This window comes from Acinetobacter uliginosus (assembly GCF_044130295.1).
GTDB lineage: Bacteria > Pseudomonadota > Gammaproteobacteria > Pseudomonadales > Moraxellaceae > Acinetobacter.
The window spans coordinates 1-25,558 of record NZ_JBIQOC010000060.1 but is presented as its reverse complement, the minus strand read 5'-3'; the positions used below and the strand labels follow the sequence as shown (position 1 = coordinate 25,558).

The following is a 25,558-nucleotide window of genomic DNA, read 5'->3' as shown; positions in this document are numbered from 1 at the left end:
TTCGAATTTAGGTTCAAGAAAAACCCGCGCTTGTCGCGGGTTTTTTTTGTATGATCTATTCAATTACTTGAAGTATGTACACGACTATGGCGCAGCGTAAAAAGCACATCGGTTTCTTTCCTTGGATTGATCCAAAGGATCATGAAAAAGGATTTAAACTGAACTTTTCAGACGTGACTTATATTGAGGTTGGGCGAACAGTGGAAGGCTATAAGCAAGCTGAGTTCGTTGCTCTGAAAAATCCTGAACTGGCTCTGGATTATGCTTATCCTAAAAGTTTTTATTTAACTGCCGAAGGCATGATTTTAATTAAAACTCCGCAGGGAAAATTTGAAGTCATCGCCAAAACAGACAACAGTTAAACCAAAATTTCATTTTAAATTAAATGATAACAAGTAAGCTCCAGTCTTCTGAATATCATTTAAACTATGTATAAATTTTCATATTTTTAAGAGCTTTATGGTTATGCGTGAACCGCTTGCATACGCAAATCAAAATTCAACTATTTTACCTGCATTAAAATCGTGGTTATATGCTTCAGGTTCACTGACACAACAATTAACCGATTTTGCGGGTGGGGTATTCAAGGTCCAGCCTATTGAAGAGCACTATCAGCGGCTTCTACGTGCCGATGCACAATGGATGAATATGCCGCATCAGCATACATCTTGGGTACGTGAAAGCTATTTATATGGTTGTGATGCAGAGCCGTGGGTCAAAGCGAAAAGCATTTTTCCAATCCTAAGCTTGCAGCGTCGGGCACGCCTTTTTAAGCATATTGGTAAAAAACCTATAGGATGGTTTTTATTTCAACGCACAAACCCTATATGTCAGCGTCGTGTCATTCTGCTGGAAGATGGCTGGACACGGCAAAGTTGCTATACTTGGCATGGTTGTAAATTTATTGTGCAGGAAACTTTTTTACCTGCATTTGAGCAATTTATTCAACAAAAAATTAAACAGTAATCTGGTTAAGGATGGTCATGGCAACTGCGCATCAAATTACCTGGCGTGAACGCCTGGAAGCTTATTATTATCTCTGTCGTTTTGATAAGCCGATTGGTACGGAACTGGTGTTTTGGCCAACCATGTGGGCGTTATGGATTGCCAATCAGGGTATGCCATCCATCAGCATTTTGATTCCCATGATTTTGGGCACGATTTTTATGCGTGCGGCAGGCTGTGCCATTAATGATTTTGCTGACCGGAAAGTCGATGCATATGTGGAACGGACTAAAACCCGTCCACTGGCGACCGGAATTATCAGTGCTCAAGAAGCAATATATGTATTTTTAGCTCTGGTTGCTGCTAGTGCCTGTATGTTGTTCTTTTTGCCGATTGAAACCTTTTACTGGTCATTTGGGGCGTTGTTTCTGGCATTTATCTATCCGTTTATGAAACGCTATACCCACTTGCCACAAGTCTTTCTTGGCGCGGCATTTTCATGGTCCATTCCAATGGCCTATACCGCAGTTGGACAGATACCGGATTTAACCTGCTGGCTTCTGTACTTTGGTAATCTGGCCTGGACAGTGGCTTATGATACTCAATATGCCATTACCGACCGTGAATATGATTTGAAGATCGGGGTAAAATCCACAGCGATTTTATTTGGCAAATATGACATTGAAATTATTTCTTTATTGCAAGTCATCAGCCTTATATTGATTGGCAGTGCTCTGTATTTGGAAAGTCTGTTGATGCCATTTGGTTTAATCGCATTGCTATGCGTTGCTGCAGATTTTATCTACCAATGGAGCAAAACCCATGACCGTGATCCGCAGCGCTGTTTTTGGGCATTCCGTCATAATCGCTGGGTAGGTGTTATGATTTTTGCCGGAATTTTTCTCGCTTTGTTTTAATGATTATTTGAAGTAAAAATCGTCATAAAAAATTATCCGTATGGATACTTTTTATTATGGGTTAAATGTAGGCTGCGACATCAGTTCAACTGACTTTGTATCTTTAGTTCCTGAGTAATGAACTGTAATGCGGCATTTTTTGAATTTTTTCTAAAACTGGCATACAGCTGCAAGGTTGGAAGTTCAAAATCGGTCGCAATCACTTGCACATGATCGCCGAGAAATTTTAGCAGGTATTCCGGAACGAAACTAAAGCCCAAGCCCATATTGATCATGTTGATATGTTGCAGAACATTGGTCACCCAGTGCATCTGATGATGTGGTAGATGTTTGAGCTGTAATTGTTTATTGATCTTTTCATAGAAAACCGGTGAGGCGCTTTGTTCACACATGATGATGTTCTGTTTGCTCAAGTATTCACGGTTAATCTGATGTTTAGAAGGATGAAGTTTCTTTGCTGCCACGACATAGATTTTTTCAGTCAGCAAGCACAGGTTCTCATAATCATCATGCTGCACAGCATAACGGGTAAAGGTCAGGTCGAGTTCAGCATTCTTGAGGCGCTGAATTTGTTCAAGGCAGGTCAGACTTTGCACATGGATCTGTAGATCCGGAATTTGCTGTTTGAGTTTATCCAGAATTAAGGGCATGACCTTCAGTTCTGCCACATTTAAAAAGCCGATATAAATCTGGTTGTTTTTATTATAAGCCACCTGTCGTGCAGCGGATATGGCCAGCTGGGCATTTTCCAGCGCATTCTGTGCATAAGGTAAAAAGGCTTCACCTTCATCGGTCAGACGGATTTTTTTAGCAGAGCGGTCAAACAGTAACACGCCGATTTCTTCTTCCAGGTCTTTAATCTGCTGGCTTAATGAAGGTTGTGCAGTAAACATTTTTTCAGCAGCCTTGGTAAAACTGCCTTGCTGAACCACGCTGACAAAATATCTTAAATGACGTAATTCCATAATTCACCACACCTATAAACCCGATTGCACAGTCTCTTTCTGAGCTGATGCCGCAAATCAGATTATGAAATGTGGCAGACCTAAAAACTATGCAACCATAGTTTAAGTCTATGGGTGTTCTGCAAAATAACGTGGTTGCATACACTGAGATCAGACAGCTGAAGGATGACATTGAAAAGGAGTAGCTGATGTCTGAGCAATTTGATACGGATGTGCTGGTGGTGGGAACAGGTCCTGCGGGATCAACCTTGGGACTGGCACTGGCCAATTATGGTATTAAAGTCCAGCTTTTTACCCAGTTTAGCTGGCTAGCCAACAGTCCACGTGCACATATTACCAATCAGCGGGCCATGGAAGTGTTGCGTGATCTCGGCGTAGAAGAACAGGTCAAGCAGATTGCCACGCCCTGGGAACAGATGGGGGAAAGCCTGATTACCACCAGTCTGGTCGGGGAAGAAATTGCCCGTTTAAGTGCCTGGGGTACTGGTGATGAACGACATGGTGATTATGTCAAGGGCAGTCCCTGTCCATTGGTGGATCTGATCCAGCCGAAAATGGAAGCATTGTTAGCAAAGAATGCCGCCGAACGTGGTGCGATTTATAACTTTAATACAGAATATCTGTCTCATACTCAGGATGAACACGGTGTGACGGCAACCTTTCTAAACCGGATTACCAATACCGAGTTTAGCTTACGTGCCAAATATCTGGTGGGTATGGATGGTGCACGCTCTAAAATTGTCGAGCAGTTAAATCTGCCGCTTGAAGGCGTCATGGCGCGTGCCGGTACTGTGTATGTGACATTTAAGGCGGATTTAAGCCAATATGTGCAGCATCGTCCAGCAATCCTGCAATGGATTGTTAACCCCGAAGCCAGTTTTGGTGATTTGGGTATGGGGCTACTGCGCGCTATTACCCCATGGAATGAGTGGATTATGGGTTGGGGCTTTGATATTTCCAAAGGTGAGCCGCAGGTGACTGAGGAGCAGGTTCGTGCTCGCCTGAATGCCTTTGTTGGGACTGAAGTTGAAGAAGTAGAAATTCAAAAACTGTCGTATTGGTATGTAAATCAGACTTGGGTGACAGAGTATTCCAAAGGTCGTGTGTTCTGTGGTGGTGATGCAGTACACCGTCATCCACCATCCAGTGGTTTAGGCTCGAATACCTGCATGCAGGATGCCTTTAACCTCGGCTGGAAACTGGCCTATGCGGTGAAAGGCTGGGCCAAAGAAAGCTTGTTGGATTCTTATACTCGTGAGCGTGCACCTGTAGGCAAGCAGATAGTCGCCCGTGCTAATCAATCCCGCTTCGATTATAAGCATCTCAAAGAAGTCTTTGGTTTTGATCATGGTGTAACAACACAGGTAGAAATGTTGCAGCGAATTTTCGCTGAAGATGACGCGGGTGCCGAGATTCGTCAAAAATTATTCCAGGCGCTCGAGATTAAGCATTTCGAATTTAATGCCCAAGGGGTAGAGCTGAATCAGCGTTATGATTCAAATGCTGTGATTGCCGAGGCGACAGCGGAAACCTTTATGCAAGATTCGCAGCTTTACTTGCAGGCAACGACACGCCCGGGGGCAAAAGTGCCGCATACCTGGCTGATTAATGCCAAAGGACAGAAGCAATCGACCTTAGATATCGTAGGACAGGGCCGCTTTACCTTGTTGACCGGGCTGTCTGGTACAGGCTGGAAAAATGCGGTGCATGCTATGAATTTACCTTATCTGGATGTGATTCAGATTGGTTCCCGCGAATACCGCGATGTTTACGGAACCTGGAACCAGAAATCTGAAATCCATGAAGCGGGTGCGGTACTGGTACGTCCGGATGGTTATGTGGCTTGGCGAATGCAAGACAAGCCTGAAGCAGACTTTGATTATCTTAAAACCTTGCAAGAGGTATTGCAGCAAATTCAGCTTGCTGTCTGACTGTAGAGATAAAAAGCCGGTTTCGACCGGCTTTTTTGATGCGAGTTTACAAAGCAGGTGAATGATCTGTTGAGACAGCACAGGGTTTTGTTATATTGGACAGGCAAATTTAGTGTGTATATAGATTGACAGGTATTGATTATGTCGCAGTCAGGCGCGAAGCCCAATCCCAAGAAGATGATTATTCTGATGAGTCTTGGTTTACTTATCCCGATTTTTCTGGTCTCTATGGCCTATCTGGCAGTCAGTAGCGACGAGAAAAACCAGCAAAAATATCAACAGCAGCAGGCTGAAATGCTGGAACGGATCAAAGCCCGTGAAGCAGCTGAACAGGCTGCTTCTAAGCCCACTGTAGAGCTATCTGAACAGCAAGCCAGAAATAATTGAGATCGATACTGAATTCAGCCACCGCATCATACGGTGGCTTTTTTATGTCGAAATGGAGTTAATTTAAAATGTCTTTTTTTAAGTTGTGGGTACTTGGAATATCGGTATAGCGATAGACCTGATAGCCTGCTTCGTTCAGCATGGCATCACGCTCGGCATCTTCCTGTTCCTTACCTATATGGCTGGTCGATCATCCAGTTCAATAATCGCGACCACTTCGAGCTTTTGATTCAGTAAAACGAAGTCGGTGACTTTACGGTTAAACTTGTTACGGATCTTAAAGTTGTCATTGGTGATTAATGCGCTAAAAGCAACTTGAGCCAAAATATGATGTTGTGGAAAGGCTTCTTTCAGCCGGATAAACATTTTACTTTCAAAAGGCGTGATCACACGTTTAGGGAAAAATTTCTGCTGTGGTTTGAACAGTTGCTGAAAAACAAGGGTCAGCAAGGCAAGAGTGGCAATGCAACCAATAATAAAAAAAGTGGCTTGGCTTGAGTCGAACACAATAAAATCTTGATATAAGAAAAAACCCACTCTGTTGAGTGGGTTTTTAGAATTTGGCTCTCCAACCTGGGCTCGAACCAGGGACCTGCGGATTAACAGTCCGTCGCTCTACCGACTGAGCTATTGGAGAATCTGGTACGCATTCTATGTATCTCGGCTTACAGGGTCAAGAGTTTAGTGTTAAAAAAGCCATGAAAATGAATTGAATGTTTTAAAAATAAACTTATTGCTGGTTATTTAAGTGATTTTATTAGGTCTATATAGTTTTCTTTGCTTTGTAATGGGTGGGCTTGACGGCATTCGTCCAGCAATTTCATCACTTCAGCTTGGGTAAGCTCAGGTTTGAGTTGCTGCTGAATGTGTTTTAAAACCTCCGGGTTCTTTTTGACTAAATTACGGGTGCAATGAAACAGGCGTTCATACATGAGCGCGGAAGCCTGCTTTTTATTTTCAGAATTTTGACTACATTGAAACACGGCGAACATCACAACAATCAAAATAATCCAGAAAATGAGAGATTTTAACCAGGTGGCATTCATAGCAGTTTATTAGAATATTGTTATTAGAATGAAAATAACCAAATTTTAATCAGCGAACAAGAGATAGGAGGATGATCTACAATTTTAATAAAAAGTGATGACTCAAAAGTAGAGATCGTAAAAGTGTAGATTGCAGGAAATGTAAATCTGCTGAATAAAAAAAAGCCCACTTCGCAATGAGTGGGCTTTTTAGAATTTTGGCTCTTCCACCTGGGCTCGAACCAGGGACCTGCGGATTAACAGTCCGTCGCTCTACCGACTGAGCTATGGAAGAATAGATGGCTCTCCAACCTGGGCTCGAACCAGGGACCTGCGGATTAACAGTCCGTCGCTCTACCGACTGAGCTATTGGAGAATCTGATGCGCATTTTAGGGATGAAAACTAAAGTCGTCAACAAGATAATGTAAAGAAATGAATTATTTGCTTTATTAATATGCGTTTGGGTTCTGAAAATAAAAAAATCACCCATAAAGGGTGATTTTTTAAGCAAAAAATAAAAAATATTTTATTTCTTATTTTTCAACGCCAGCAGCTTGACCAGCATATTTAGCATTTGCGTAATCCCAGTTTACCAAGCTTTCCAGGAAAGTTTTGATATAAGCAGGACGTGCATTGCGGAAGTCGATGTAGTAAGCGTGTTCCCAAACGTCAATAGTCAACACAGCAACTTTACCATGAGCAAGTGGAGTGTCGGCATTTGAAGTTTTAAGGATAGAAAGGTTGCCATTTACTTCATCCGCAACCAACCAAGCCCAGCCTGAACCGAATTGAGTGGTTGCAGCAGCAGCGAATTCTTCAGCAAATTTTTCATAAGAACCGAAAGCTTCATCAATTTTAGCCGCTAAAGCACCAGTCGCTTTACCACCACCATTTTTAGCCATACAGTTCCAGTAGAATGTATGGTTCCAAACTTGAGCCGCGTTGTTGAACACGCCAACTTTAGCAGCATCACCAGCAGATGCTTTAATGATTTCTTCTAAAGTTTTACCTTCAAGGTCTGTGCCTTTGATCAGGTTATTCAAGTTTACAACGTAAGTGTTGTGGTGTTTGTCGTGATGGTATTCTAAAGTTTCTTTGCTGATGTGCGGAGCAAGATCTTCATAACCGTATGGAAGTGCCGGTAAAGTAATCGTTGTCATGTCTTCAATTCCTTGCATTTTGCTGGGTTTTAACATTAAGTCGCTTTATTGTAATAGATTCTTGAGGAAAATTGCGCATTGCTTATAAATAACAATACAGAATAAAGCCTCAATTTATACGTATAAAGAAAATGTTAAACCGTCATTAAATTAAATCGGATTGTTTAATTCAAAGTAACTATACTCAATATCGAACTGTTCTGAAATAGCTTTTGCCAGACGTTGTACTCCATAACGTTCGGTGGCATGATGCCCGCAGGCATAGTAGTGCACATTCAGTTCTTTGGCTTCGTAAAAAGTCCGTTCACTGACCTCGCCGGAAATGTAGGCATCACAGTTTTGCTCCGCAGCTTTGCCAATAAAATCTTGCGCGCCACCAGTACAATAAGCCACTTTCTGAATGCTGGTTTTTTCCGCGGGAAGATGGATGGCGTTAAAATTTAAACGTTCAGACACATACTGTTTAAAGTCTTCAGCAGACATGGCGTTTTTTAAATAACCAATATTGCCAATCGGGTTGCGTTCAGCTGGATCTAAAGCTTCAATATTTTCTAATGCTAACATCTCGGTAATCGCGGCATTATTACCTAAAGTAGGGTGACTATCTAAAGGTAAGTGATAGCCGACCAGTGAGATATCATGCTGAATCAGGCTTTTAATACGTTTACCGCGCATACCTGTAATCGGGTAGGGTTCACCTTTCCAGAAATAACCATGATGCACCAGCAGTAAGTCGGCACCTTGTTCAATTGCAGCTTCAATCGCATCCTGAGATGCCGTAACAGCACACAAAATTCTGCTAATCTCCGGTTTGCCTTCTATTTGCAAGCCATTTGGTGCATAGTCTTTAAATTCGTGTGATTTCAGGGTTTGATCACACCACTGAATAATCTCGCTGAGCTTTGCCATAAATTTCTCAAAAGCCTTAATATTGAATATCATCAAAACATATTTTGAATTGTAACTAAAGCAGCACAAAACTCTGAATTATTTTTAAGTTTCCTGCTGTATTTCATTTTACAATGGCCGATAAATTACTTAGTCATCAACGAATTAAAATATTGTTAGAGGAAATTACCGTGCGCCGCACCTTTTCATGGTTACCTTGGGTTTTACTTGTTTTAGTCACTCTCGGTTTTCTTGTCTGGCAACATTCTCAGAAGCCGCAAGCCCCTGTTGCATCTGACGGTATAAAAATGCCAAGAGAAAAAGTCGAGCCTTTAGTTAATACCAACAGGGCGGGTGCAGTCGAATCTTACAGTAATGCCGTGAAGGTGGCGGCTCCTGCGGTGGTGAATATTTTCACAACCCAAAAAGTGAATAAAGCAGAGCACCCTTTGTTAAATGACCCTGCATTTCGCGAGTTTTTTGGTGATCAGGTCCCTGAACAGTTTGATCAGGAGCAAAATGAAAACAGTCTGGGGTCGGGTGTTATTGTACGTTCAGATGGCTATATCTTGACCAACAATCATGTAATTGCTCAGGCTGAACAAATTGTGGTGGGTCTGAATGATGGACGCCGTGCAGTCGCTAAAGTGATTGGCACAGACCCAGATTCTGATCTGGCGGTAATTAAGATTGAACTCGACAAGCTGCCGGTTTTGCCTTTTAAACTCAGCGGCAATGAAGTTGGGGATGTGGTGCTTGCCATTGGTAACCCATTCGGTGTGGGACAAACAGTCACTCAGGGGATTATTTCTGCCACCAACCGTTCAGATTTGGGCATTAATACTTATGAAGACTTCATTCAAACCGATGCGGCGATTAATCCGGGGAATTCGGGTGGAGCACTGATTGACGTGGCTGGTAATCTGATTGGTGTGAATACGGCTATTTTCTCGCAATCCGGTGGTTCACTGGGGATTGGTTTTGCCATTCCTGCGAAAGTGTGTCAGCAAATTCTAAATTCAATTCTGAAAGACGGTCGTGTAGTTCGCGGCTGGTTGGGCATTAGCCTCATGCCAGTACAACAGGACAATATTCTTGAACCTAAGCAAACTGGCGTAGTCGTTGCTGACGTACTTCCTCGTGGTCCTGCAGCCAAGGCAGGAATTAAAAAGGGTGATAAAATTATCCAGGTCAATGGTGAACCGATCACTTCTGCTTCCCACTTGATTAATTATGTAGCCTTGCAAGCACCGAATAGCACCATTAAAGTTGAAGTGGTGCGAGATGAGCAGCCATTAACCCTGAATGTGGTGGTGACTGAACGTAAAGCACAGAATAATAATTCACAATATATTCCTTTACCTCAACAATAAAAACAATCCTGCTATTGATCCACGTTGAGGTGAATGAGCAGAGAAAAAGCGCATTTCGATGCGCTTTTTTTATGGCCTAGCTTAGGGCTTATCTGATGACTAGATAACTATAGATTATTTAGGCAATAAAAAAGCCCGCTTTAATGCTGCGGGCTTTTTCGTATTTGGCTCTCCAACCTGGGCTCGAACCAGGGACCTGCGGATTAACAGTCCGTCGCTCTACCGACTGAGCTATTGGAGAATCTGCATGCGATTATAAGCAGATTTTACAGGGGGTCAAGCTAAAAGTGTCATGATTCCTTAATTTTTATGCCGTATGCTTTTTATTTAAACAACTCAATTAAAAATCCTAAAAAAACTTGCACAGCCAAAACTGGCTTGTTAGATTAAATACATAACAGAGCGTTTGAATGTAAGTTCAAACAGTGTGGATTTAAACCAACTTGCCAGCACTAAAATGGCTAAACAGGAGAAAGCGAATGCATACGCTGACGATTGCCGAAATTTTTTCAAATTTATCTTTTTATCAAGATAATTACCTTTCTATTATTCAAGACCCGCAGTGCTATCAGACCGCTGTTGAGGATGCTTATATCCAGGTCTGGCCTGTCGGAACTCAAGTCTTATATCTGGGTGACTTGTTGCAGCTTTGGTTTAGCGATAAATGGTTGATTAATTCACCTTGTCAATTGCTGCTGGATAGTTATTCGAATGGTCGCAAGCAGCCTTTGCAACGTGATCGTGATCTGTATTTGTATCAGCTGAATGGTAGCGCTTTATCTGGACGTAACAATTCTAAAGTATGGTCGGTGTCGGAACAGAAGAAACTCTCTATATCACTCGATAGCGTATTTAAATATTTATGTATCTATAAGGGAACTTCACGTCCGGAAGTGGCTTTATCTGCTCTAACAAAATCATTTAAATCGGCCGTTTAATCATGTACTCGCACAAGAGCTTAGTAAATGACTTAAGCTCTAAGTGCGGCATATTGTCTATTAACGAATAATCATACATGTTGCAGTGGCGTCGGCTTAAAGTTTGACTTCTTTATCTACAATTTTACCTTCAGTAATCTCCAGGTTTTATGGATATTGATGATGGTTCCTGTGGCAACCAGTTGTTGATCTTGAGGAGTAGGGTGGCACATTTTGATATTTAAATCGATGGTGCCATAACCCACACCTGCTTCCAGCATACTGTGAACGGCACAACCAGTAACGGAATCCAGTACGGTTGCTGCAAAACCGCCGTGTATGCCCCCTAAAGGGTTTAAATGACGGTTATCCGCTTTCACTTTGAAATGAATCGTGCCTTCCGAAACTTCATAAGGTTGCATGGAAACGGTTTCACTCATTGAGGGTGCTGGAATTCTGCCATTACACATGGCTTGTAAAAGTTGCAGTCCAGTCATTTCTTTGGGATTCATTGTTATTATTTCCTTATTGATTTATAAGTTACAAAAAGGAACTTGATGTTTGAATTAGCGGTGTTGATCAAAACCGTCAAGAAACATTCAGCAGGTTGTAGGGAAATAAAATTTATTGAATGAGCAAAAGAATAGAAAATTATTGAAGCATAAAACTAAGCCTACTATCTCTCGTGCTATAAAAATTTGCCAAAGGATAAGTTGAGAGTCACTTGCAGTGGTTTGTAAAGATTGAATGTTGATCATCAAGTGCGTGTGGATCATTGTTATGTATCTCCAGAATTTTGCTCATGTGTATTTTTTATAAATTGAATCAGCAAATCTCTATGGATTTAAAAAGCTAGATTGGCTATATCTAAAGCAGGTTGTTGATAGGGACGCTCAACCATGCTGTTTAAAATCATGATTGCCATGCTGGCTTTTGCTGCCAATTCGGTTTTATGCCGTTTGGCATTGGCAGGCCAGCAAATCGACCCGATGAGTTTCAGCTTGATTCGTGTCTGTAGTGGTGCTGTCGTTTTATTGGCGCTTTACCTGTTTTCTACACAAAAAGCCAAAATTGAGTGGAGTGTTAAAAACGGTTTTTTTCTGGCGCTGTATATGGTCGCTTTTTCACTGGCTTATTTACATATAGATGCCGGTGTCGGGGCATTGCTGTTATTTGGCACTGTTCAGCTCAGTATGGTCGGTTATGGTCTATGTCATGGTGAAAAAATCAATCTGCACCGTGGTGCCGGGTTGTGTATTGCGATTATCGGCATTTTCATTCTCTTGCTTCCGGGTGCAGATGCTCCAAATTTGGTTTATGCAGCCATTATGGTGCTTTCAGGAATAGGCTGGGCGATGTACAGCATTGCGGGCAAAAATATGCAAAACCCCTTGGCCAGTACATTAGCCAATTTTGTCATGGCGATTCCTTTTGTCTTGCTGGCTTACGCTGCGTTTTATGCACACAGCTTTACACAGCCTCAAGGTGTCCTTTTGGCAGTGCTGTCAGGCGGTTTGGCCTCAAGTGGTGCCTATGTGTTGTGGTATGTCATTGTGAAACAGATTGACCGTGTGACGGCCAGCAGTGTGCAGCTCTCTGTGCCGTGTTTGGCGATAATGGGTGGCGCGCTGTTTATTGGTGAGACTTTAAGTTGGCGGATGATCATGTCTGCCATCATTGTTTTAGCAGGAATTTCCTTGGTGATTAGAACTATGCCTGATCAGACGCATGCGCCAAGCACATTGAAATAATTAAAATATGTTTAAAGCAGAATTAATCTGGATATTTTTTAAGTTTAAAAAGATAAATCCTGAAATAGAAAAAAACCCACGAAATTCGCGGGTTTTTTTTTAAATCTTACTTTAGAAAAAGCAGATTATTTTTCAGCAGCAATTGAAGCAATCGCAGCGTCAACACCTTCGATTGAATCAGCAGCTTTCTTGATACGTGCAAGCGCATCTACCAGTACTTCGTCAGCAGTCGCATAAGAAATACGCATGTAACCGCCCAGACCGAATGCATCACCAGGAACAACGGCAACACCAGTTTCTTCCAATAACCATGCAGAGAATTCTGTGCAAGATTTTAAACCTTTCGCACGAATTAATGGACGAATGTTGGCATAGGCATAGAATGCACCATCAGCTGGAAGGCAAGTAATACCGTTGATGTCATTCAAGCCTTTTACAACTAAGTCATGACGGCGTTTGAAAGCTTCAACCATTGGCTCAAGAACGTCTTGAGGACCGTTCAATGCAGCTTCAGCAGCAACTTGTGAAATGGAAGTCGGGTTAGAAGTGGATTGAGACTGGATTTTTTTCATCGCACCAATCAGTTTAGCAGGGCCCGCTGCATAGCCAATACGCCAGCCAGTCATTGCATAAGCTTTAGATACACCGTTCAGTACAATTACGCGGTCGTAAAGGTCTGGAGCAACTGTGGCGATGTTGTAGAATTCGTCGTCCCAACGGATTGGTTCGTACATGTCATCAGAAGCCACGAGAACTTCTGGGTATTTGCGAAGTACTTCAGCCAAAGCTTCAAGTTCAGCTTTAGTGTAGATCATACCAGTCGGGTTAGATGGGCTGTTCAATACCACTAAACGGGTTTTGTCAGTGATAGCAGCTTCTAATTGAGCAGGTGTGATTTTGAAACGTTGTTCTTCACCACATTTCACTACAACAGGCACGCCTTCAGCAATGAGTACCATGTCTGGATAGCTTACCCAGTATGGCGCAGGGATGATCACTTCATCACCTTTATTTAACAAAGCAAGTGCCAAGTTAAAGAATGACTGTTTACCACCGCAAGAAACCAGAATCTGGTTTGCTGCATAGTCAAGATTATTATCACGTTTTAATTTCGCAATAATTGCTTTTTTAAGACCTGGAGTACCGTCAACAGCGGTGTATTTGGTGAAACCGTTGTTAATAGCTGCAATTGCTGCATCTTTGATGTGTTGTGGGGTGTCAAAATCTGGTTCACCTGCACCCAAACCAATTACGTTTTTACCAGCAGCTTTAAGTTCGGCAGCTTTGTTGGTAACAGCAAGTGTAGGGGACGGTTTGATGGCATTTACACGATCAGAGAGACGTACGTCCACGGCAGTATTCCTTCTTATAGGGATTAAAAAATAAAAAAGCACACTATCTTAGCTTAAATTGCGCCAAAAAGGGGAGGTCGAATATAGCAATATTGGAAAAAAGTATTTAATCCGGTTGAATCAGCTGAGCATTAACAATTAATCATTAAATATTTAGTCTGAATAAAAGGCCTGAGAATGACTAAAAAATGGCGGTAAAAGTGATAATTAAATGTGAATGACTAAGTGAAAAAGAACACTACAATTAGATGGTGTACTATTTAATTGTAGTGTGTGGAGTGTTAGCAAGTTGTCACAAAAACTAAACATCAATAAGCATAATTCAGATCGGTATAATCATTTAAGGATTTTTGCAGATGGGTATTAATGAACTCATGTACATCAGCAGTGGTCATTGGTTGCCCCTGTTTGGTAATGACATGTTCAATCGGCTGCTGACCTTGAGCAGTAATGGTATAAACGAAATTACGCGTCACTTTATAACCTGTTTCTTCTTTTAGAATGCAAGTCACATACCGATAGCTATGCTCAAAGTTTAAATCGGTATGTGAAAATACAAACTGATCAAACAGTTTCATATTTTGACCATCAGCCAAAGCTTTGAGTTCATCCACAATGCTGGCACTAAATTTCATGCCGTAACGTTCAGAGATAGGCTTGTGATCAATCAGTAGTGAAACGGTGTCATCATCATTTTGGGTTATGGTGACATTGCTAAAATCGGACATGAAAAATCCCTGTGTTAAATTGAACTGTGCTGCAGTATGTGGAAAATAAAGTGAAAATCAATTGAGTGTGGTACAGATTTTTAGCAAAACGTTCAAATAAAGACCACTTTAAATAAAAATGGCTACAAAAACAGTAGCCATTTAAATTAATTTGAAATGAACTTATTGATTAAAGCGGGACAGGTCTTCTTCAGGACGGGCAGTCAATACTTCAACACCGGTTTTTGTCACTAAAAGGGTGTGTTCATATTGTGCGGACAAGCTATGATCTTTGGTCACCACCGTCCATTTGTCACCTAAGATTTTGGTTTTCCAGTCGCCAGCGTTTACCATCGGTTCAATGGTAAAGGTCATGCCTTCTTCAAGCACCATACCGGTATTGGGTTGACCATAATGCAAAACTTGCGGTTCGTCGTGGAATACGGTGCCAATACCATGACCACAATATTCACGTACGACGCCAAAGCGTTCTGATTCAACATATTTCTGGATGGCATTGCCAATATCACCAATGGTAGAACCTGGTTTTACCGTCGCAATACCGAGGTACATGGCTTCTTGAGCCACTTTGCATAAACGATCGGCAAGAATTGAAGTTTCACTGCCGACGATATACATCATATTGGTGTCGCCGTGATAGCCGTCTTTAATGACAGTGACATCAATATTCAGAATATCGCCTTTTTTCAGGATTTTGCTTGCAGATGGAATGCCGTGACACACTACGTGGTTGACGGAAGTACAAATGACATGCTGGAATGCCGGGCGGCCGGGTGCTGCACCATAACCAAGACAGGCAGGAATGGCATCCTGTTTATTGACGATATAATCGTGGCAGATGGTATCCAGTTCGAGTGTAGAGACACCCGGTTTGATATGCGGTTTGATCATATCCAAAACTTCTGCCGCCAGTCGACCCGCCACACGCATTTTTTCAATTTCTTCAGGGGTTTTAATGAGTCGACGAGGAGCTTCGTAAGTACTGTTCATGATCTTTAAAAACTTTTGGAAATTTGTGTGTGACTATGGTATAAATAGCCGCCCATTTTATCAAATGCTTTTTCGTGAATAAATTTCACGGGCTTTGTGCGATGGGGCAATAAAATCCGCACATATATCGACACATTTCTCTGGGTGCTCGCAAGAGTGGAGAATGCGGATATATGGAGGCCTAACCCAAACTTTAAGGTAAAGAAAATGGCAGATTACAACGTAAGCATGCGCGACCTTCTTCAAGCAGGCGCTCACTTCGGTCACCAAACTCGTTTCTGGAACCCAAAGATGCGCGAATACATCTTTGGTGCGCGTAACAAAATTCACATCATCAACCTTGAGCACACTGTTCCTGCGTTAAATGATGCTTTGAACTTTGTTAACAATCTTGCAAGCAAAAAGAACAAAGTATTGTTTGTTGGTACTAAACGTGCTGCTTCTAACATCATTCGTGAACAAGCTCAACGCGCTGGTCAACCATACGTAGACCACCGCTGGTTAGGTGGTATGTTGACGAACTGGAAAACACTTCGCCAATCTATCAACCGTTTAAAAGATCTTCAAACTCAATCTACTGACGGTACTTTTGCTAAACTTACTAAACGTGAAGCTTTAGAACGTACTCGTGAAATGGAAAAACTTGAACGTGCTTTAGGCGGCGTTAAAAACATGGGTGGTTTACCTGACGCATTATTCGTAATTGACGTTGACCACGAATCAATCGCGATTAAAGAAGCTAAAAACTTGGGTATTCCTGTAATCGGTATCGTTGATACAAACTCTAACCCAGACAACGTAGATTACGTTATTCCTGGTAACGACGATGCGATCCGTGCGGTTACACTTTACGCTTCTGCTATGGCTGATGCTATCCTTGCTGGTAAAGAGTACGCTCAATCACAAGCAAATGCTCAAGCTAAAGGCGAAGAAGCTGCTAAAGAAGCTCCAGAGGCTTAATGCGTTTTGACGCAGAATTGTCATTTTTGCGACATGTAACCGTGGCAAATTAAGCGTCAAGAAAGCGAAACGGTCCAGAGAACACTTTGGGCCGTTTTTGTTGAACAGATTCATTTTTCTACCGTATTTAGGAGAATAACATGACTGCAGTTACTGCGAGCATGGTAAAAGAATTGCGTGACCGTACTGGTTTAGCAATGATGGAATGTAAAAAAGCATTAACAGAAGCGAACGGTGACATCGAATTAGCGATTGATAACCTTCGTAAATCTGGTCAAGCAAAAGCAGCTAAAAAAGCTGGCAACATTGCTGCTGATGGTGCAATCACTATCGTTCAAGAAGGCAATAAAGCTATTCTTGTAGAAGTAAACTGCCAAACTGACTTCGTTGCTAAAGACGAAAACTTTGCTGGTTTCTCGACTAAAGTTGCTGCTGCTGCGCTTGCTGCAAATGAAACTGATGCTGCTAAAATTGCTGAATTGAAACTTGAAGATGGTTCAACTGTTGAAGAAGCGCGTATTGCTCTTGTTCAAAAAATCGGTGAAAACATCCAAGTACGTCGTGCGAAAATTGTTGAAGGCGAAAACCTTGCAGTTTACAAACACGGTTTAAAAATTGGTGTTGTTGTATCTTACAACGGTGATGCTGCTACTGGTAAAGGTATTGCGATGCACGTTGCTGCGTTCAACCCAGTTGCTGTAACTGCGGAAGGCGTATCTGCTGATCTTATCGCTAAAGAAAAAGAAATTGCTGAAGCGAAAGCATTGGAATCAGGTAAACCTGCAAACATCGTTGAAAAAATGGTAACTGGTTCAGTTGAAAAATACTTGAACGAAGTTGTTCTTGAGCGTCAAATGTACGTAATCGACAACGACAAGAAAGTTGCTGATGTTCTTAAATCAACTGCTACTACAGTTGCTCAATTCGTTCGCTTTGAAGTGGGTGAAGGTATTGAGAAAAAAGCTGAACTTTCTTTCGCTGAAGAAGTTGCTGCTGCTCAAGCTGCTGCAAAATAATCTCTGATTATTTGCAAAAAAAAGCCCCGTTTGGGGCTTTTTTTATGCAGAGTTTAGAATTATGAGAGAGCAATAAAGATGGTGAACAAAGCCTAGATGGGCATCGATGCCATTATTCTTGTTTTAGTTGCTGTCTATTTTGGTATTGATTTACAACAACGGCAAAATCCTTTAAATCAATTGCTCCGCAATTCAAAAGCACATACTGAAATTTTATCGAAATCACAATTTCAGAAAGCCTCTCTAGATTCGAAAGCATCAAATTTTCAAATTCCAAATGATGATGCAAAAATTCAACAGGTCTTTCAAACACAAAAAAACAATATACAGCTCCAGTCAAGCGGAACAGTCAAAGTGGTTTTAGGGGATGATAACAACGGCTCACGTCAGCAAAAGTTTATTCTACAATTGCAGAATGGCCTAACCGTGTTAGTGGCTCATAATATTGATTTAAATCCCCGCATTGATGGATTGCAAAAGGGAGATACGGTCGGGTTCTATGAAGAATAGGAGTACTCTGAAAAAGGTGGGTTAATTTACTGGATTACTCACGCTCCACAATAATGATATGCGGAAGGATGGTTGAAATAAAAAGGGAGAACCTATCAATAAAGGTCCTTTAGAAGGCTAAAACGATAAGTGCTTTTAAATTGCGTTGTTTTGCGATTTTTGGCGGGTTTAAAATTTTGGTGGTAGTTCGATTATGTAGGCATTCATGCATCATATACGGCCAATCAGGAGGAATTGGAGATATTTAAACAAGGAAGACTTTTTTCTCTCGACTTTATGGCTATAAAATTGCCCGATTCAGGCTAAAATGAAAAGCTCAATATAAAATCCTGTTCCTATAGGCAAAATAAAAATCAGCCACGCCATGATTAGAATGAGAGCAGCCATTGCGACAGCAAGGACTAAGTTTATTCGTGTAAAAAGACCAAGCTTAAGATCAAAATTAAGGCGGTGATTAACGCACTGAAATGAGCAAGAGCAATGATCGAAAATAAAATAGCGAGCACATAAGCTCAGTGAAGGACTTTGTTAATTTTGTTCTGATGGTTTTCTCTATATTCATTCAACCATTCTGTTATAGCTTTCCTCGTTTACTCCGGCTTTTTGTTGATGAACATCCATCAATCCATGCTTTATTCTTGTAAAGATAAAATATAAACCAGACAGCAGTCCTCACATGAGCGGCTTAGTAATATTTGTTTGTAAAGGATGGGTGATGTTGGGGTGTTGTGAACAAGATTGAGGAGATGGGTACTTTTGGTCAGGCATTAAAAAAGCCACAAGAAGTGGCTTTTGTGTCAAATGTATCAGGAGTCTGGCAAGCTCTTATGAATTTGGACCATCCACACGTTCGATGTTTACTTTTGCACTACCTGCATTAGTAATACCAAGTTGTTTTGCAGCACCATAAGATAAGTCTAGAACACGGTTACCATGGAATGGACCACGGTCGTTCACTTTTACCACTACGCTCTTACCATTGTTTTTATTGGTTACGCGAATATAGCAGTTCAATGGCAGGCTACGGTGAGCTGCAGTTAAACCATTCATATCGAAAGTTTCACCACTTGCAGTTTTACGGCCATGGAACTGACGACCGTACCAAGAAGCTGCACCAGTTTGGCTAAATTTACGTACTGTATTCGATGCAACAGTATTTAGCTTTTCAATCACTGAAGGCTCGTCTGTAGGGATTTCAATTTTTGCTGCAATCGTTTGGCGACGAATTTTATCACCAGAACGTTCAGCGATTGAAAGACTATTTAAATTTGAAAAGTGAGAATTAAAATTTTGAGCATCTTTATTTAATACACGCGTGGCCAAGCGGGAGTTGTCACTATCGGTATTAAATGATGACTGCACCAATTCTGCTTGAGACTGACTCAGGGCAAAGGTGGTGGTTAAGGCTAAAATATACTTTATCGAGGAATGCATTATTAAACTCCTAAAGACTGCTCTTTTATCTCAATTAAGCGATTGAAATAAAAGCGATCAAGTCTGTTAATTCTCTTTTGCAACTACATTTGACGAGATGGATAATATTCATGCCAAGCTAAAGCTGTCTACTTTTTAATTAAAATAATTACAAAAAGTACAGAAAAGCATCATTTTTAGATTAAAATTTAATCAATATTGTAACAATATATTTAAAATGCCCATTTTACGAACAATTTAGTAAAAATAAATCTTGACTTTGGTGTTGTTTGGTAAAAATCAGTCTTAACGACTGACGATTTCGTTACCTAATTGCCATACCGCTGTAGCATACATGCGACTCTTGTTGTAGGTCGTAATGACCTGAAAATTTGGATAGGTAATATAATAAATCGGGCCATAACTATCTTGAAGTTGAATAATATTTACCATATCCAGATCATCAATTTGTACAATCGGATTGATCGGGGTGATGCCTTGATTTTTTAAAGCGCCATATGGTGTTGGCTGTTCCAAATCTTTTGCAATAATTGAGTCTGGATTATTCCCTGTATAGCGGGCAGCAAAGCCGATGGGTTGATTGCGTTGCCATCCATGTTGTGCCAAGTAGTTGGCAATAGAACCAATAGCATCTACGGCAGAATTTCTTAAGTCAATATGTCGATTGCCATCATAGTCCACGCCCATTTTGCTAATGTTGCTCGGCATGAATTGAGGATAACCAATCGCTCCAGCATAAGAGCCAACGACTGAGCTGGCAGGTACTCCATCTTTATAGGTCCATGCAATCAGTGCCGCGAGCTCATCCTGGAAATACTGGGCACGTCGCTCATAGCCGAAGCCTAAGGTTGCCAGGGCATCACGGGTAATGAAATTACCCTTATTGGCACCAAAACCGGTTTCTACCCCTAAAATCCCTAAAATGATCGATTGCGGTACACCAAACTGCTGTTCAGCGCGGTTTAAAGTGTCGGCATATTGAGTTTTGAAACGTACCCCACGCTGAATGGTGCTTTCCGCCATAAAATTGGTTTTATATTCATACCAGGGTTTACTTTCACCAGGGCGGTTCATGATATTGATGATATTAGGCAGGTTTTTTGAGCCATTCATGGCCCAATCGACCTGTTCTGCACTCAAGCTATAAGTTTGCATGGTCTTTTGTTTAAAGCTGTTATATGCGGGGTGATTATAAAAATCGTTAGCTTGACAGAAACTGGTGATGGAAAGTGCACCGAGAAGTAAAGGAAGACGTTTAATGCTGTTATAAAAGTTGATACTTAACATATTACTCAAAGTTCCAAAAACATAATCAGTGTGTGTAAATTGACATCACGACGCTAAAAGACGGTATTACAAATATAGTGACCAAAAATCCATTTCATGAAAGATAACGGAATTTTTCAAGTGGTTAAGATAGCATTGACCAGGGCTCTATCTACAAGTCCATATACAAAAAAAGACAAAGAACGTTATTTGTTGCATAAATCCATGTATTTGATGCCAGTTCTTTGAACTGTACTGTGTATACTCAGCAGAAGAACTGCAAATTAAAGTTCAGTCTGCTTAAGCTGATCCAGCCCGGTTCTTTATATTGTTTGCAATGATACGTTTTATATAAGCCCAGAATATGAAATTTAGTCGTGATTTTGCATTATCAGGAGGTGTTTGTCTGAAAAAACATCAGAACATTGTATCTGGTTGGATGGATGCTTAATTGTAATAAATCATCTAATATTTACCGGTCAGGTAAAAATATGTTCTGTTATGGCTTCTTTGAATCAGATCGCTAAAAAAGTCTATTTGAAAACAAAATTTAGAAGAATTCCTGCTTTTTTATCTCTTATTCAAGCATGCGAAAATCTGCTTGCTATACAACCATCTTACAAGTTCATAAATTGAAATTTTTCTTGATGATTGTGTTGCTATAAAAAAACGTGAAAGAGATAAAAGTTTAAGCCCTAAAATAGTATAAAAAGTGAATTAATCAGGGTTTGATTTTGCTCAACACTTTATATTGAAATTATTTGTATAAATGATTGAGGCAGAGATCATAAAGTCTTTTTTGAAATTTATATAATACCCAGTACATCTATAAATTTGATCAAGACAAATATCCACAAAGACAGTAGTGCTGCACTTATGGTTTGGGAATAAAATTTTGCAATAAAAAACCTGGCGATTGCCAGGTTTTAGATCATGTTAAATGTGCTCAAGCATGAAATAAGGTATCGTGATATTCAGCCAGTACCAATAACTCACCTTTAGTTAGATGCGGAATGATTTTTTCCACAGCAATATGTACGGCTTTAATCACTGCAGCAGAACCCAGATCGGCAGCTTTACGCTTGATCATGCCCAAATCTAGGGTTTTATTAAAGTCATTCATGAAATGACGTACGGTCGCTTCAGCAAACTGCTTATAAAGTTCAGTTAAGGCTGCTTTATTTACCTCATTGCCTGCTTTAATTTCCGCATAACTATTTTTAAGATTGGTCACCAGACTGGCATCTAATGGTTCACCTACACGGAAATTGCCAGCTGCATCTTTAAACAGGCTTTTTTGTGAAAACTCAATTGACTGTTTTACTACATCATTGGAGGACTTGCTCAACAACTGTTTCAATAAAACTGCAACGGTTGATTTGACATAACCGGCCAGTTTTTCAGCAGTATCACGTTTATCACTGGCTGGGAAACGACGTACAAGCTCGGTCAAAATAGCATCAATGATTTCATCATTGATCAGCAATGCAGTCTTGTCGCGTAAAGGGTATAGCGGTTCGCTGGAATTTTTCTTTTCCTGGCCTGTTTGAATACTTGTTAATAATTCTGCAGAAGGAATAAAACCAAAAAATGGCATGTTAAACAACCTCAATATTCTTCATTTTATTGTCGCGCCAAACGAATGGGGCGAGGCATCCATGTCACATCGGATACACGGCAAGGGTTGATGTCTAATCCACCACGACGTGTATAAGTTGCATATACCATCAGTTTTTCCGGCGCAAGGTTTTGCCAGATGTCGGCAAACATCTGTTCCACGCATTGTTCGTGGAAACCGTTATGCTGACGGTAAGAAATAATATAAGCTAAAATGCTGCGATAACAAGGTTTTTTGCCCTTATAACGTATAAAAACTGTGCCCCAGTCTGGCTGGCCGGTGACTGGACAGTTACTGCGGAGTAAATGTGAATAAAGTTGCACTTCAACTGCTTCACTATTTTCTGTGTCTAATTTTAATAAACTCGCATCTGGATGGTTTTCCAGGCGTTCAGGGCTTAAATCATCAATACAGATTCCTTCAGGTTTGGAAATATCCAGATCATCTACCTGAAATAAAGTCAGCGTGACCGGTGCACCTGCCGCAGCAGATAAATCTTTTTCGACCGTTGCAATAAATACTTCTTTTGAATCAAATTGGGTAAAGTTCATACTATTAAAGTAGAGCTTGAGCGATTTCGATTCGATCAGGTTAGGTGAAGATGCCGGTAGAGTTATACGGCCAATCGCGACTTGAGGAATGCCTGCAGCATTGAGCCAGGAAATTTCAAAAACGTGCCACCAGTCTTGACCTTGCTGAATACCTTCAACATGGGCGTATTTTTCACGTGCAGTGGCACGTGAAATTGGAAACAGAATATCGGGTTGATATTCTGTTGGATAATTGGTGTCTTTACCTAATAGAGAATGTTCTACACTCATTATTCACGCATTCCTGAACCACGAGAAAGTAAATAGTAAGCTATACCGTAAAGTACGGCACAACATAAGGTAATAACAGTCAATGAAATGGACACATTGACATCACTATGACCTAAAATGCCGAAACGGAAGGCATTGACCATATATACGATCGGGTTAATTAAAGAGAGATTTTGCCAAAATGGACTTAAAGCACTAATAGCATAGAATACACCACCTAAATAAGTCAGTGGAGTCAGTACAAAAGTCGGGATAATAGAAATATCATCAAATGATTTTGCATAAACAGCATTAATAAAACCGCCGAGTGAAAATAAAAATGACGTAATCAGCACGGTATATATAGTGACGAACCAGTTGGTGATATAGAGGTCAGTAAAGAACAGGCTCATGGCTGTGACAATGATACCAACCAAGGCACCACGGCAAACACCACCAATTACATAACCCCAAAGAATCATGTGTAAAGGTACAGGACTCATAATTAGTTCTTCAATGCTTTTCTGGAATTTGGCACTAAAGAAACTGGAGGAGACATTGGCATAACTGTTAGTGATCACCGCCATCATAATCAAGCCGGGTACAATAAACTGCATGTAGCTAAAGCCACCCATTGTGCCAATCCGTGAACCGACCAAATTGCCAAAAATCACGAAATATAAGCTCATGGTGATGGCAGGTGGCAATAAGGTTTGTGGCCAGATGCGCATGAAGCGACGCACTTCTTTATGTACCAGGGTATAGAGCGCAACACTGAGTTGATTGAAGTTCATTGCGCGGCTCCTTCAAGATTTTTTTCCACCATTTTTACAAAGATTTCTTCCAGACGGTTCGACTTGTTACGCATACTGCGTACTTGAATGCCTTGTGCTTCCAGCAGTTGGAACAGTTCATTCAAGGTATGTGCCTTGTCCATGGTTACTTCTAAGGTCACTGGATCAATTAAATTAAAACGAACGCCGATAATTTCAAGATGCAGCGGTTGAATCGGTTCGACCAGGTCAAAAATAAAGGATTCTTCACTCAGCTGGTTTAAGAAAGATTTCATGCTAGTATCTTCCTTAATCACACCACGGTCGATAATGGCAATGCGACGGCATAGCATTTCAGCTTCTTCTAGATAATGCGTAGTCAGAATAATTGATGTACCTTTTTCGTTCATTTCGGTGAGAAAATCCCACATTGAACGGCGTAATTCAATATCTACACCGGCAGTCGGTTCATCTAAAATGAGCAGCCGAGGTTGATGCATCATGGCACGGGCGATCATCAAACGGCGTTTCATTCCGCCAGAGAGCATGCGTGCCTGTATGCCACGTTTTTCCCATAAGCCTAATTTTTCTAAATATTCTTCAGCTCGCCTTTCTGCAATTTTTTTAGGAATACCGTAATAGCCGGCTTGAGTCACCAAAATATCAAAGGTTTTTTCAAACTGACCAAAGTTGAATTCTTGCGGTACGACACCTAGGCATTGTTTGGCTTCTGAAGGGTGGGTATCCAGATTATGGCCAAAAATTTTCACTGTACCGGAGGTTTTTTTGGTCAGTGAGCTAATGATGCTGATGGTGGTTGATTTACCTGCACCATTTGGACCAAGGAGGGCATAAAACTCACCTTCAGGTACCGTTAGGTTGATTCCTTTTAGTGCTTGAAAACCGTTACGATAGGTTTTGGATACGTCCCTCAAGGTCAATGCATCAGTCATGAAATTCTCACCTGGTGAATAGTATGAGTATTGTGAGTGATCTTGCTGAATAAACCAAGTAAATAAGCAGGAATTGTCTGTTGCAATAATAGAACATTGCTCAAAGTATAAGCACAAAAATTGATGACTTATATATAGTTGCTTTACCTTACGGTTTTTTTTGTTATGATGTGCATCGCGCGCTCATAGCTCAACTGGATAGAGTACAGGTCTCCGAAGCCTGTGGCGTGGGTTCGAGTCCCGCTGAGCGCACCATTTATATGTTAAACTATTATAATTTATAAATTAATTTTTCATTTTGTGTATTCATAATTATTTTCACTTGTTTGTAATTGAATATTTTATAACTCACTAAATTTTTATTCTTTTATATTCATATCTATCTAATTGCATTGTATTTATATAAAAATACTTTAACTCACCTACTTATATCCTTATCTCATTGAGTACTTTGTATTGGTCAAATACTTAAGAGACGGGGGGCGAATCCTAAACAGGATTCGAACTCTGGTGGAATCATTATGAGTGGATGTAAGAAGATAAATCAGATAGATGCTTTGGCCAACGATGCTCTTTTTGAATTATGGTACAGAAACATGAAGAGAGCGTTATCCATGTGAAGAAGGGTGAGCCGCGGGATTAGGTCATTGATGAGTTAGATATAGAGTAGGGAAGTCGGATCGGGAAATTGTAAAATCATGATTTCAGCCGGTACCGATATAATTTTATGAAATTTAAAATTCCAGAATTCTTAAAGAAAAAATCTTTTACTATATTATGGGAACTCCAGTAGTGAACCGTACCGGGTTTGTCGGAGACCAACTTTCCTGAGAGAATGCCCCGATGAAAAAAGTAAAATATACCCCTGAAATCAGAGATAGAGCGGTTCAACTTGTGA

The 25,558-nt window shown here is 40.8% G+C and carries 23 protein-coding genes, 5 tRNA genes and 4 pseudogenes; 12 read left to right on the top strand and 20 right to left on the bottom strand.

The genetic code is table 11. The features are described from left to right. Positions 1-86: 86 nt before the first annotated feature. The 3 genes from ACE01T_RS11940 (at position 87) to ubiA (ending at position 1,862) form a co-directional block, all read left to right on the top strand. On the top strand, positions 87-362 hold the full coding sequence (locus tag ACE01T_RS11940; RefSeq protein WP_395519329.1) for a hypothetical protein: 276 nt from the start codon (positions 87-89) through the stop codon (positions 360-362). 103 nt (positions 363-465) lie between these two features. Continuing rightward, positions 466-966, top strand: coding sequence for a chorismate--pyruvate lyase family protein (locus ACE01T_RS11935; RefSeq protein ID WP_086194986.1), 501 nt, complete (start codon positions 466-468; stop codon positions 964-966). Between the two features lie 17 nt (positions 967-983). After that, a complete protein-coding gene (gene ubiA / locus ACE01T_RS11930) occupies positions 984-1,862 on the top strand; it encodes a 4-hydroxybenzoate octaprenyltransferase (RefSeq protein ID WP_180042702.1) in 879 nt (292 codons plus the stop codon). An 80-nt stretch (positions 1,863-1,942) separates the two neighbouring features. On the opposite strand, the gene ACE01T_RS11925 is transcribed toward ubiA, so the two are convergent. After that, the gene (locus ACE01T_RS11925) at positions 1,943-2,827 is read right to left on the bottom strand and encodes a LysR family transcriptional regulator (RefSeq protein ID WP_180042701.1); all 885 of its coding nucleotides are present in this window, start codon (positions 2,825-2,827) and stop codon (positions 1,943-1,945) included. Positions 2,828-3,015: 188 nt separating this feature from the next. Here ACE01T_RS11925 and ACE01T_RS11920 point away from each other — a divergent pair, with 188 nt between their 5' ends. Together ACE01T_RS11920 and ACE01T_RS11915 are read left to right on the top strand one after the other, a co-directional pair. After that, on the top strand, positions 3,016-4,758 hold the full coding sequence (locus ACE01T_RS11920; protein WP_180042700.1) for an FAD-dependent monooxygenase: 1,743 nt from the start codon (positions 3,016-3,018) through the stop codon (positions 4,756-4,758). 141 nt (positions 4,759-4,899) lie between these two features. Next, a complete protein-coding gene (locus ACE01T_RS11915) occupies positions 4,900-5,145 on the top strand; it encodes a hypothetical protein (protein WP_086194990.1) in 246 nt (81 codons plus the stop codon). A gap of 58 nt (positions 5,146-5,203) precedes the next feature. Here ACE01T_RS11915 and ACE01T_RS11910 read toward each other — a convergent pair. From ACE01T_RS11910 to ACE01T_RS11880, 7 genes and pseudogenes are all read right to left on the bottom strand, one after another. Beyond that, positions 5,204-5,652 (bottom strand): annotated as a pseudogene (locus ACE01T_RS11910) (DUF2726 domain-containing protein). 54 nt (positions 5,653-5,706) lie between these two features. Then, a tRNA-Asn gene (locus ACE01T_RS11905) sits at positions 5,707-5,782 on the bottom strand. A gap of 103 nt (positions 5,783-5,885) precedes the next feature. Beyond that, positions 5,886-6,191 (bottom strand): hypothetical protein, encoded by a 306-nt coding sequence (locus ACE01T_RS11900; RefSeq protein ID WP_180042699.1) that lies wholly within the window; start codon positions 6,189-6,191, stop codon positions 5,886-5,888. Positions 6,192-6,389: 198 nt separating this feature from the next. Continuing rightward, a tRNA-Asn gene (locus ACE01T_RS11895) sits at positions 6,390-6,465 on the bottom strand. A 5-nt stretch (positions 6,466-6,470) separates the two neighbouring features. Then, positions 6,471-6,546, bottom strand: a tRNA-Asn gene (locus tag ACE01T_RS11890). A gap of 158 nt (positions 6,547-6,704) precedes the next feature. Then, a complete protein-coding gene (gene sodB / locus ACE01T_RS11885; RefSeq protein ID WP_086195136.1) occupies positions 6,705-7,331 on the bottom strand; it encodes a superoxide dismutase SodB in 627 nt (208 codons plus the stop codon). 150 nt (positions 7,332-7,481) lie between these two features. After that, entirely contained in the window at positions 7,482-8,240 is a 759-nt protein-coding gene (locus tag ACE01T_RS11880) for a Nif3-like dinuclear metal center hexameric protein (protein ID WP_180042698.1), read from the bottom strand. 170 nt (positions 8,241-8,410) lie between these two features. Between ACE01T_RS11880 and ACE01T_RS11875 the strand changes: the two genes are divergently transcribed. Beyond that, positions 8,411-9,592 carry a S1C family serine protease gene (locus ACE01T_RS11875; protein WP_180042741.1) on the top strand — a complete coding sequence of 394 codons (1,182 nt, stop codon included), beginning with the start codon at positions 8,411-8,413 and terminating at the stop codon, positions 9,590-9,592. Between the two features lie 165 nt (positions 9,593-9,757). Here the strand turns inward: ACE01T_RS11875 and ACE01T_RS11870 are convergent. Further along, positions 9,758-9,833 (bottom strand) — tRNA-Asn (locus ACE01T_RS11870). Between the two features lie 238 nt (positions 9,834-10,071). Here ACE01T_RS11870 and ACE01T_RS11865 point away from each other — a divergent pair. Further along, positions 10,072-10,530, top strand: a complete 459-nt coding sequence (locus tag ACE01T_RS11865; RefSeq protein WP_180042697.1) for a hypothetical protein — start codon at positions 10,072-10,074, stop codon at positions 10,528-10,530. Between the two features lie 96 nt (positions 10,531-10,626). Here the strand turns inward: ACE01T_RS11865 and ACE01T_RS11860 are convergent. Then, positions 10,627-11,021, bottom strand: a pseudogene (locus ACE01T_RS11860) (PaaI family thioesterase). Positions 11,022-11,408: 387 nt separating this feature from the next. Between ACE01T_RS11860 and ACE01T_RS11855 the strand changes: the two are divergent. Further along, a complete protein-coding gene (locus ACE01T_RS11855; RefSeq protein ID WP_395519328.1) occupies positions 11,409-12,260 on the top strand; it encodes a DMT family transporter in 852 nt (283 codons plus the stop codon). A 125-nt stretch (positions 12,261-12,385) separates the two neighbouring features. Here the strand turns inward: ACE01T_RS11855 and ACE01T_RS11850 are convergent, their stop codons facing one another. From ACE01T_RS11850 to map, 3 genes are all read right to left on the bottom strand, one after another. Beyond that, the gene (locus ACE01T_RS11850) at positions 12,386-13,612 is read right to left on the bottom strand and encodes a pyridoxal phosphate-dependent aminotransferase (protein ID WP_166170148.1); all 1,227 of its coding nucleotides are present in this window, start codon (positions 13,610-13,612) and stop codon (positions 12,386-12,388) included. Positions 13,613-13,920: 308 nt separating this feature from the next. Beyond that, the gene (locus tag ACE01T_RS11845) at positions 13,921-14,340 is read right to left on the bottom strand and encodes a hypothetical protein (protein WP_180081151.1); all 420 of its coding nucleotides are present in this window, start codon (positions 14,338-14,340) and stop codon (positions 13,921-13,923) included. Between the two features lie 162 nt (positions 14,341-14,502). Next, complete coding sequence (gene map, locus ACE01T_RS11840) at positions 14,503-15,330, bottom strand: type I methionyl aminopeptidase (protein WP_180044554.1); 828 nt, start codon at positions 15,328-15,330, stop codon at positions 14,503-14,505. Between the two features lie 207 nt (positions 15,331-15,537). On the opposite strand from map, the gene rpsB reads away from it, so the two are divergent. The 3 genes and pseudogenes from rpsB to ACE01T_RS11825 form a co-directional block, all read left to right on the top strand. After that, positions 15,538-16,290 (top strand): 30S ribosomal protein S2, encoded by a 753-nt coding sequence (gene rpsB / locus ACE01T_RS11835; RefSeq protein ID WP_086175302.1) that lies wholly within the window; start codon positions 15,538-15,540, stop codon positions 16,288-16,290. A 140-nt stretch (positions 16,291-16,430) separates the two neighbouring features. Next, positions 16,431-17,306 carry a translation elongation factor Ts gene (gene tsf / locus ACE01T_RS11830; protein WP_086194999.1) on the top strand — a complete coding sequence of 292 codons (876 nt, stop codon included), beginning with the start codon at positions 16,431-16,433 and terminating at the stop codon, positions 17,304-17,306. 96 nt (positions 17,307-17,402) lie between these two features. After that, positions 17,403-17,813 (top strand): annotated as a pseudogene (locus tag ACE01T_RS11825) (DUF3465 domain-containing protein); the annotation flags it as partial. Positions 17,814-18,026: 213 nt separating this feature from the next. Here the strand turns inward: ACE01T_RS11825 and ACE01T_RS11820 are convergent. The 7 genes and pseudogenes from ACE01T_RS11820 to ACE01T_RS11790 form a co-directional block, all read right to left on the bottom strand. Continuing rightward, positions 18,027-18,394: pseudogene (locus tag ACE01T_RS11820) on the bottom strand (Mpo1-like protein). Positions 18,395-18,641: 247 nt separating this feature from the next. Next, positions 18,642-19,250, bottom strand: a complete 609-nt coding sequence (locus tag ACE01T_RS11815) for a septal ring lytic transglycosylase RlpA family protein (protein WP_200224315.1) — start codon at positions 19,248-19,250, stop codon at positions 18,642-18,644. Positions 19,251-19,535: 285 nt separating this feature from the next. Beyond that, complete coding sequence (gene mltB / locus ACE01T_RS11810) at positions 19,536-20,537, bottom strand: lytic murein transglycosylase B (protein ID WP_395519327.1); 1,002 nt, start codon at positions 20,535-20,537, stop codon at positions 19,536-19,538. Positions 20,538-21,462: 925 nt separating this feature from the next. After that, positions 21,463-22,113 (bottom strand): hypothetical protein, encoded by a 651-nt coding sequence (locus ACE01T_RS11805; RefSeq protein WP_395519326.1) that lies wholly within the window; start codon positions 22,111-22,113, stop codon positions 21,463-21,465. Between the two features lie 26 nt (positions 22,114-22,139). Further along, entirely contained in the window at positions 22,140-22,955 is an 816-nt protein-coding gene (gene queF, locus ACE01T_RS11800; protein WP_395519325.1) for an NADPH-dependent 7-cyano-7-deazaguanine reductase QueF, read from the bottom strand. Continuing rightward, the gene (locus ACE01T_RS11795) at positions 22,955-23,728 is read right to left on the bottom strand and encodes an ABC transporter permease (protein WP_086195004.1); all 774 of its coding nucleotides are present in this window, start codon (positions 23,726-23,728) and stop codon (positions 22,955-22,957) included. Before ACE01T_RS11795 ends, queF begins: the two co-directional genes overlap by 1 nt. Then, complete coding sequence (locus ACE01T_RS11790) at positions 23,725-24,660, bottom strand: ABC transporter ATP-binding protein (protein WP_395519324.1); 936 nt, start codon at positions 24,658-24,660, stop codon at positions 23,725-23,727. Before ACE01T_RS11790 ends, ACE01T_RS11795 begins: the two co-directional genes overlap by 4 nt. A 179-nt stretch (positions 24,661-24,839) precedes the next feature. Here ACE01T_RS11790 and ACE01T_RS11785 point away from each other — a divergent pair. Continuing rightward, positions 24,840-24,915, top strand: a tRNA-Arg gene (locus ACE01T_RS11785). Positions 24,916-25,558: the final 643 nt, after the last annotated feature.

Coding starts and splice junctions, on each gene's coding strand:
- queF (WP_395519325.1), bottom strand. CDS start 22,955: ATGAGTGTAGAACATTCTCTATTAGGTAAAGACACCAATTATCCAACA.
- ACE01T_RS11790 (WP_395519324.1), bottom strand. CDS start 24,660: ATGACTGATGCATTGACCTTGAGGGACGTATCCAAAACCTATCGTAAC.
- ACE01T_RS11900 (WP_180042699.1), bottom strand. CDS start 6,191: ATGAATGCCACCTGGTTAAAATCTCTCATTTTCTGGATTATTTTGATT.
- ACE01T_RS11880 (WP_180042698.1), bottom strand. CDS start 8,240: ATGGCAAAGCTCAGCGAGATTATTCAGTGGTGTGATCAAACCCTGAAA.
- ACE01T_RS11935 (WP_086194986.1), top strand. CDS start 466: ATGCGTGAACCGCTTGCATACGCAAATCAAAATTCAACTATTTTACCT.
- ACE01T_RS11915 (WP_086194990.1), top strand. CDS start 4,900: ATGTCGCAGTCAGGCGCGAAGCCCAATCCCAAGAAGATGATTATTCTG.
- ACE01T_RS11925 (WP_180042701.1), bottom strand. CDS start 2,827: ATGGAATTACGTCATTTAAGATATTTTGTCAGCGTGGTTCAGCAAGGC.
- sodB (WP_086195136.1), bottom strand. CDS start 7,331: ATGACAACGATTACTTTACCGGCACTTCCATACGGTTATGAAGATCTT.
- ACE01T_RS11795 (WP_086195004.1), bottom strand. CDS start 23,728: ATGAACTTCAATCAACTCAGTGTTGCGCTCTATACCCTGGTACATAAA.
- rpsB (WP_086175302.1), top strand. CDS start 15,538: ATGGCAGATTACAACGTAAGCATGCGCGACCTTCTTCAAGCAGGCGCT.
- ACE01T_RS11815 (WP_200224315.1), bottom strand. CDS start 19,250: ATGCATTCCTCGATAAAGTATATTTTAGCCTTAACCACCACCTTTGCC.
- mltB (WP_395519327.1), bottom strand. CDS start 20,537: ATGTTAAGTATCAACTTTTATAACAGCATTAAACGTCTTCCTTTACTT.
- ACE01T_RS11920 (WP_180042700.1), top strand. CDS start 3,016: ATGTCTGAGCAATTTGATACGGATGTGCTGGTGGTGGGAACAGGTCCT.
- ubiA (WP_180042702.1), top strand. CDS start 984: ATGGCAACTGCGCATCAAATTACCTGGCGTGAACGCCTGGAAGCTTAT.
- ACE01T_RS11940 (WP_395519329.1), top strand. CDS start 87: ATGGCGCAGCGTAAAAAGCACATCGGTTTCTTTCCTTGGATTGATCCA.
- ACE01T_RS11845 (WP_180081151.1), bottom strand. CDS start 14,340: ATGTCCGATTTTAGCAATGTCACCATAACCCAAAATGATGATGACACC.
- ACE01T_RS11865 (WP_180042697.1), top strand. CDS start 10,072: ATGCATACGCTGACGATTGCCGAAATTTTTTCAAATTTATCTTTTTAT.
- map (WP_180044554.1), bottom strand. CDS start 15,330: ATGAACAGTACTTACGAAGCTCCTCGTCGACTCATTAAAACCCCTGAA.
- ACE01T_RS11805 (WP_395519326.1), bottom strand. CDS start 22,113: ATGCCATTTTTTGGTTTTATTCCTTCTGCAGAATTATTAACAAGTATT.
- ACE01T_RS11855 (WP_395519328.1), top strand. CDS start 11,409: ATGCTGTTTAAAATCATGATTGCCATGCTGGCTTTTGCTGCCAATTCG.
- tsf (WP_086194999.1), top strand. CDS start 16,431: ATGACTGCAGTTACTGCGAGCATGGTAAAAGAATTGCGTGACCGTACT.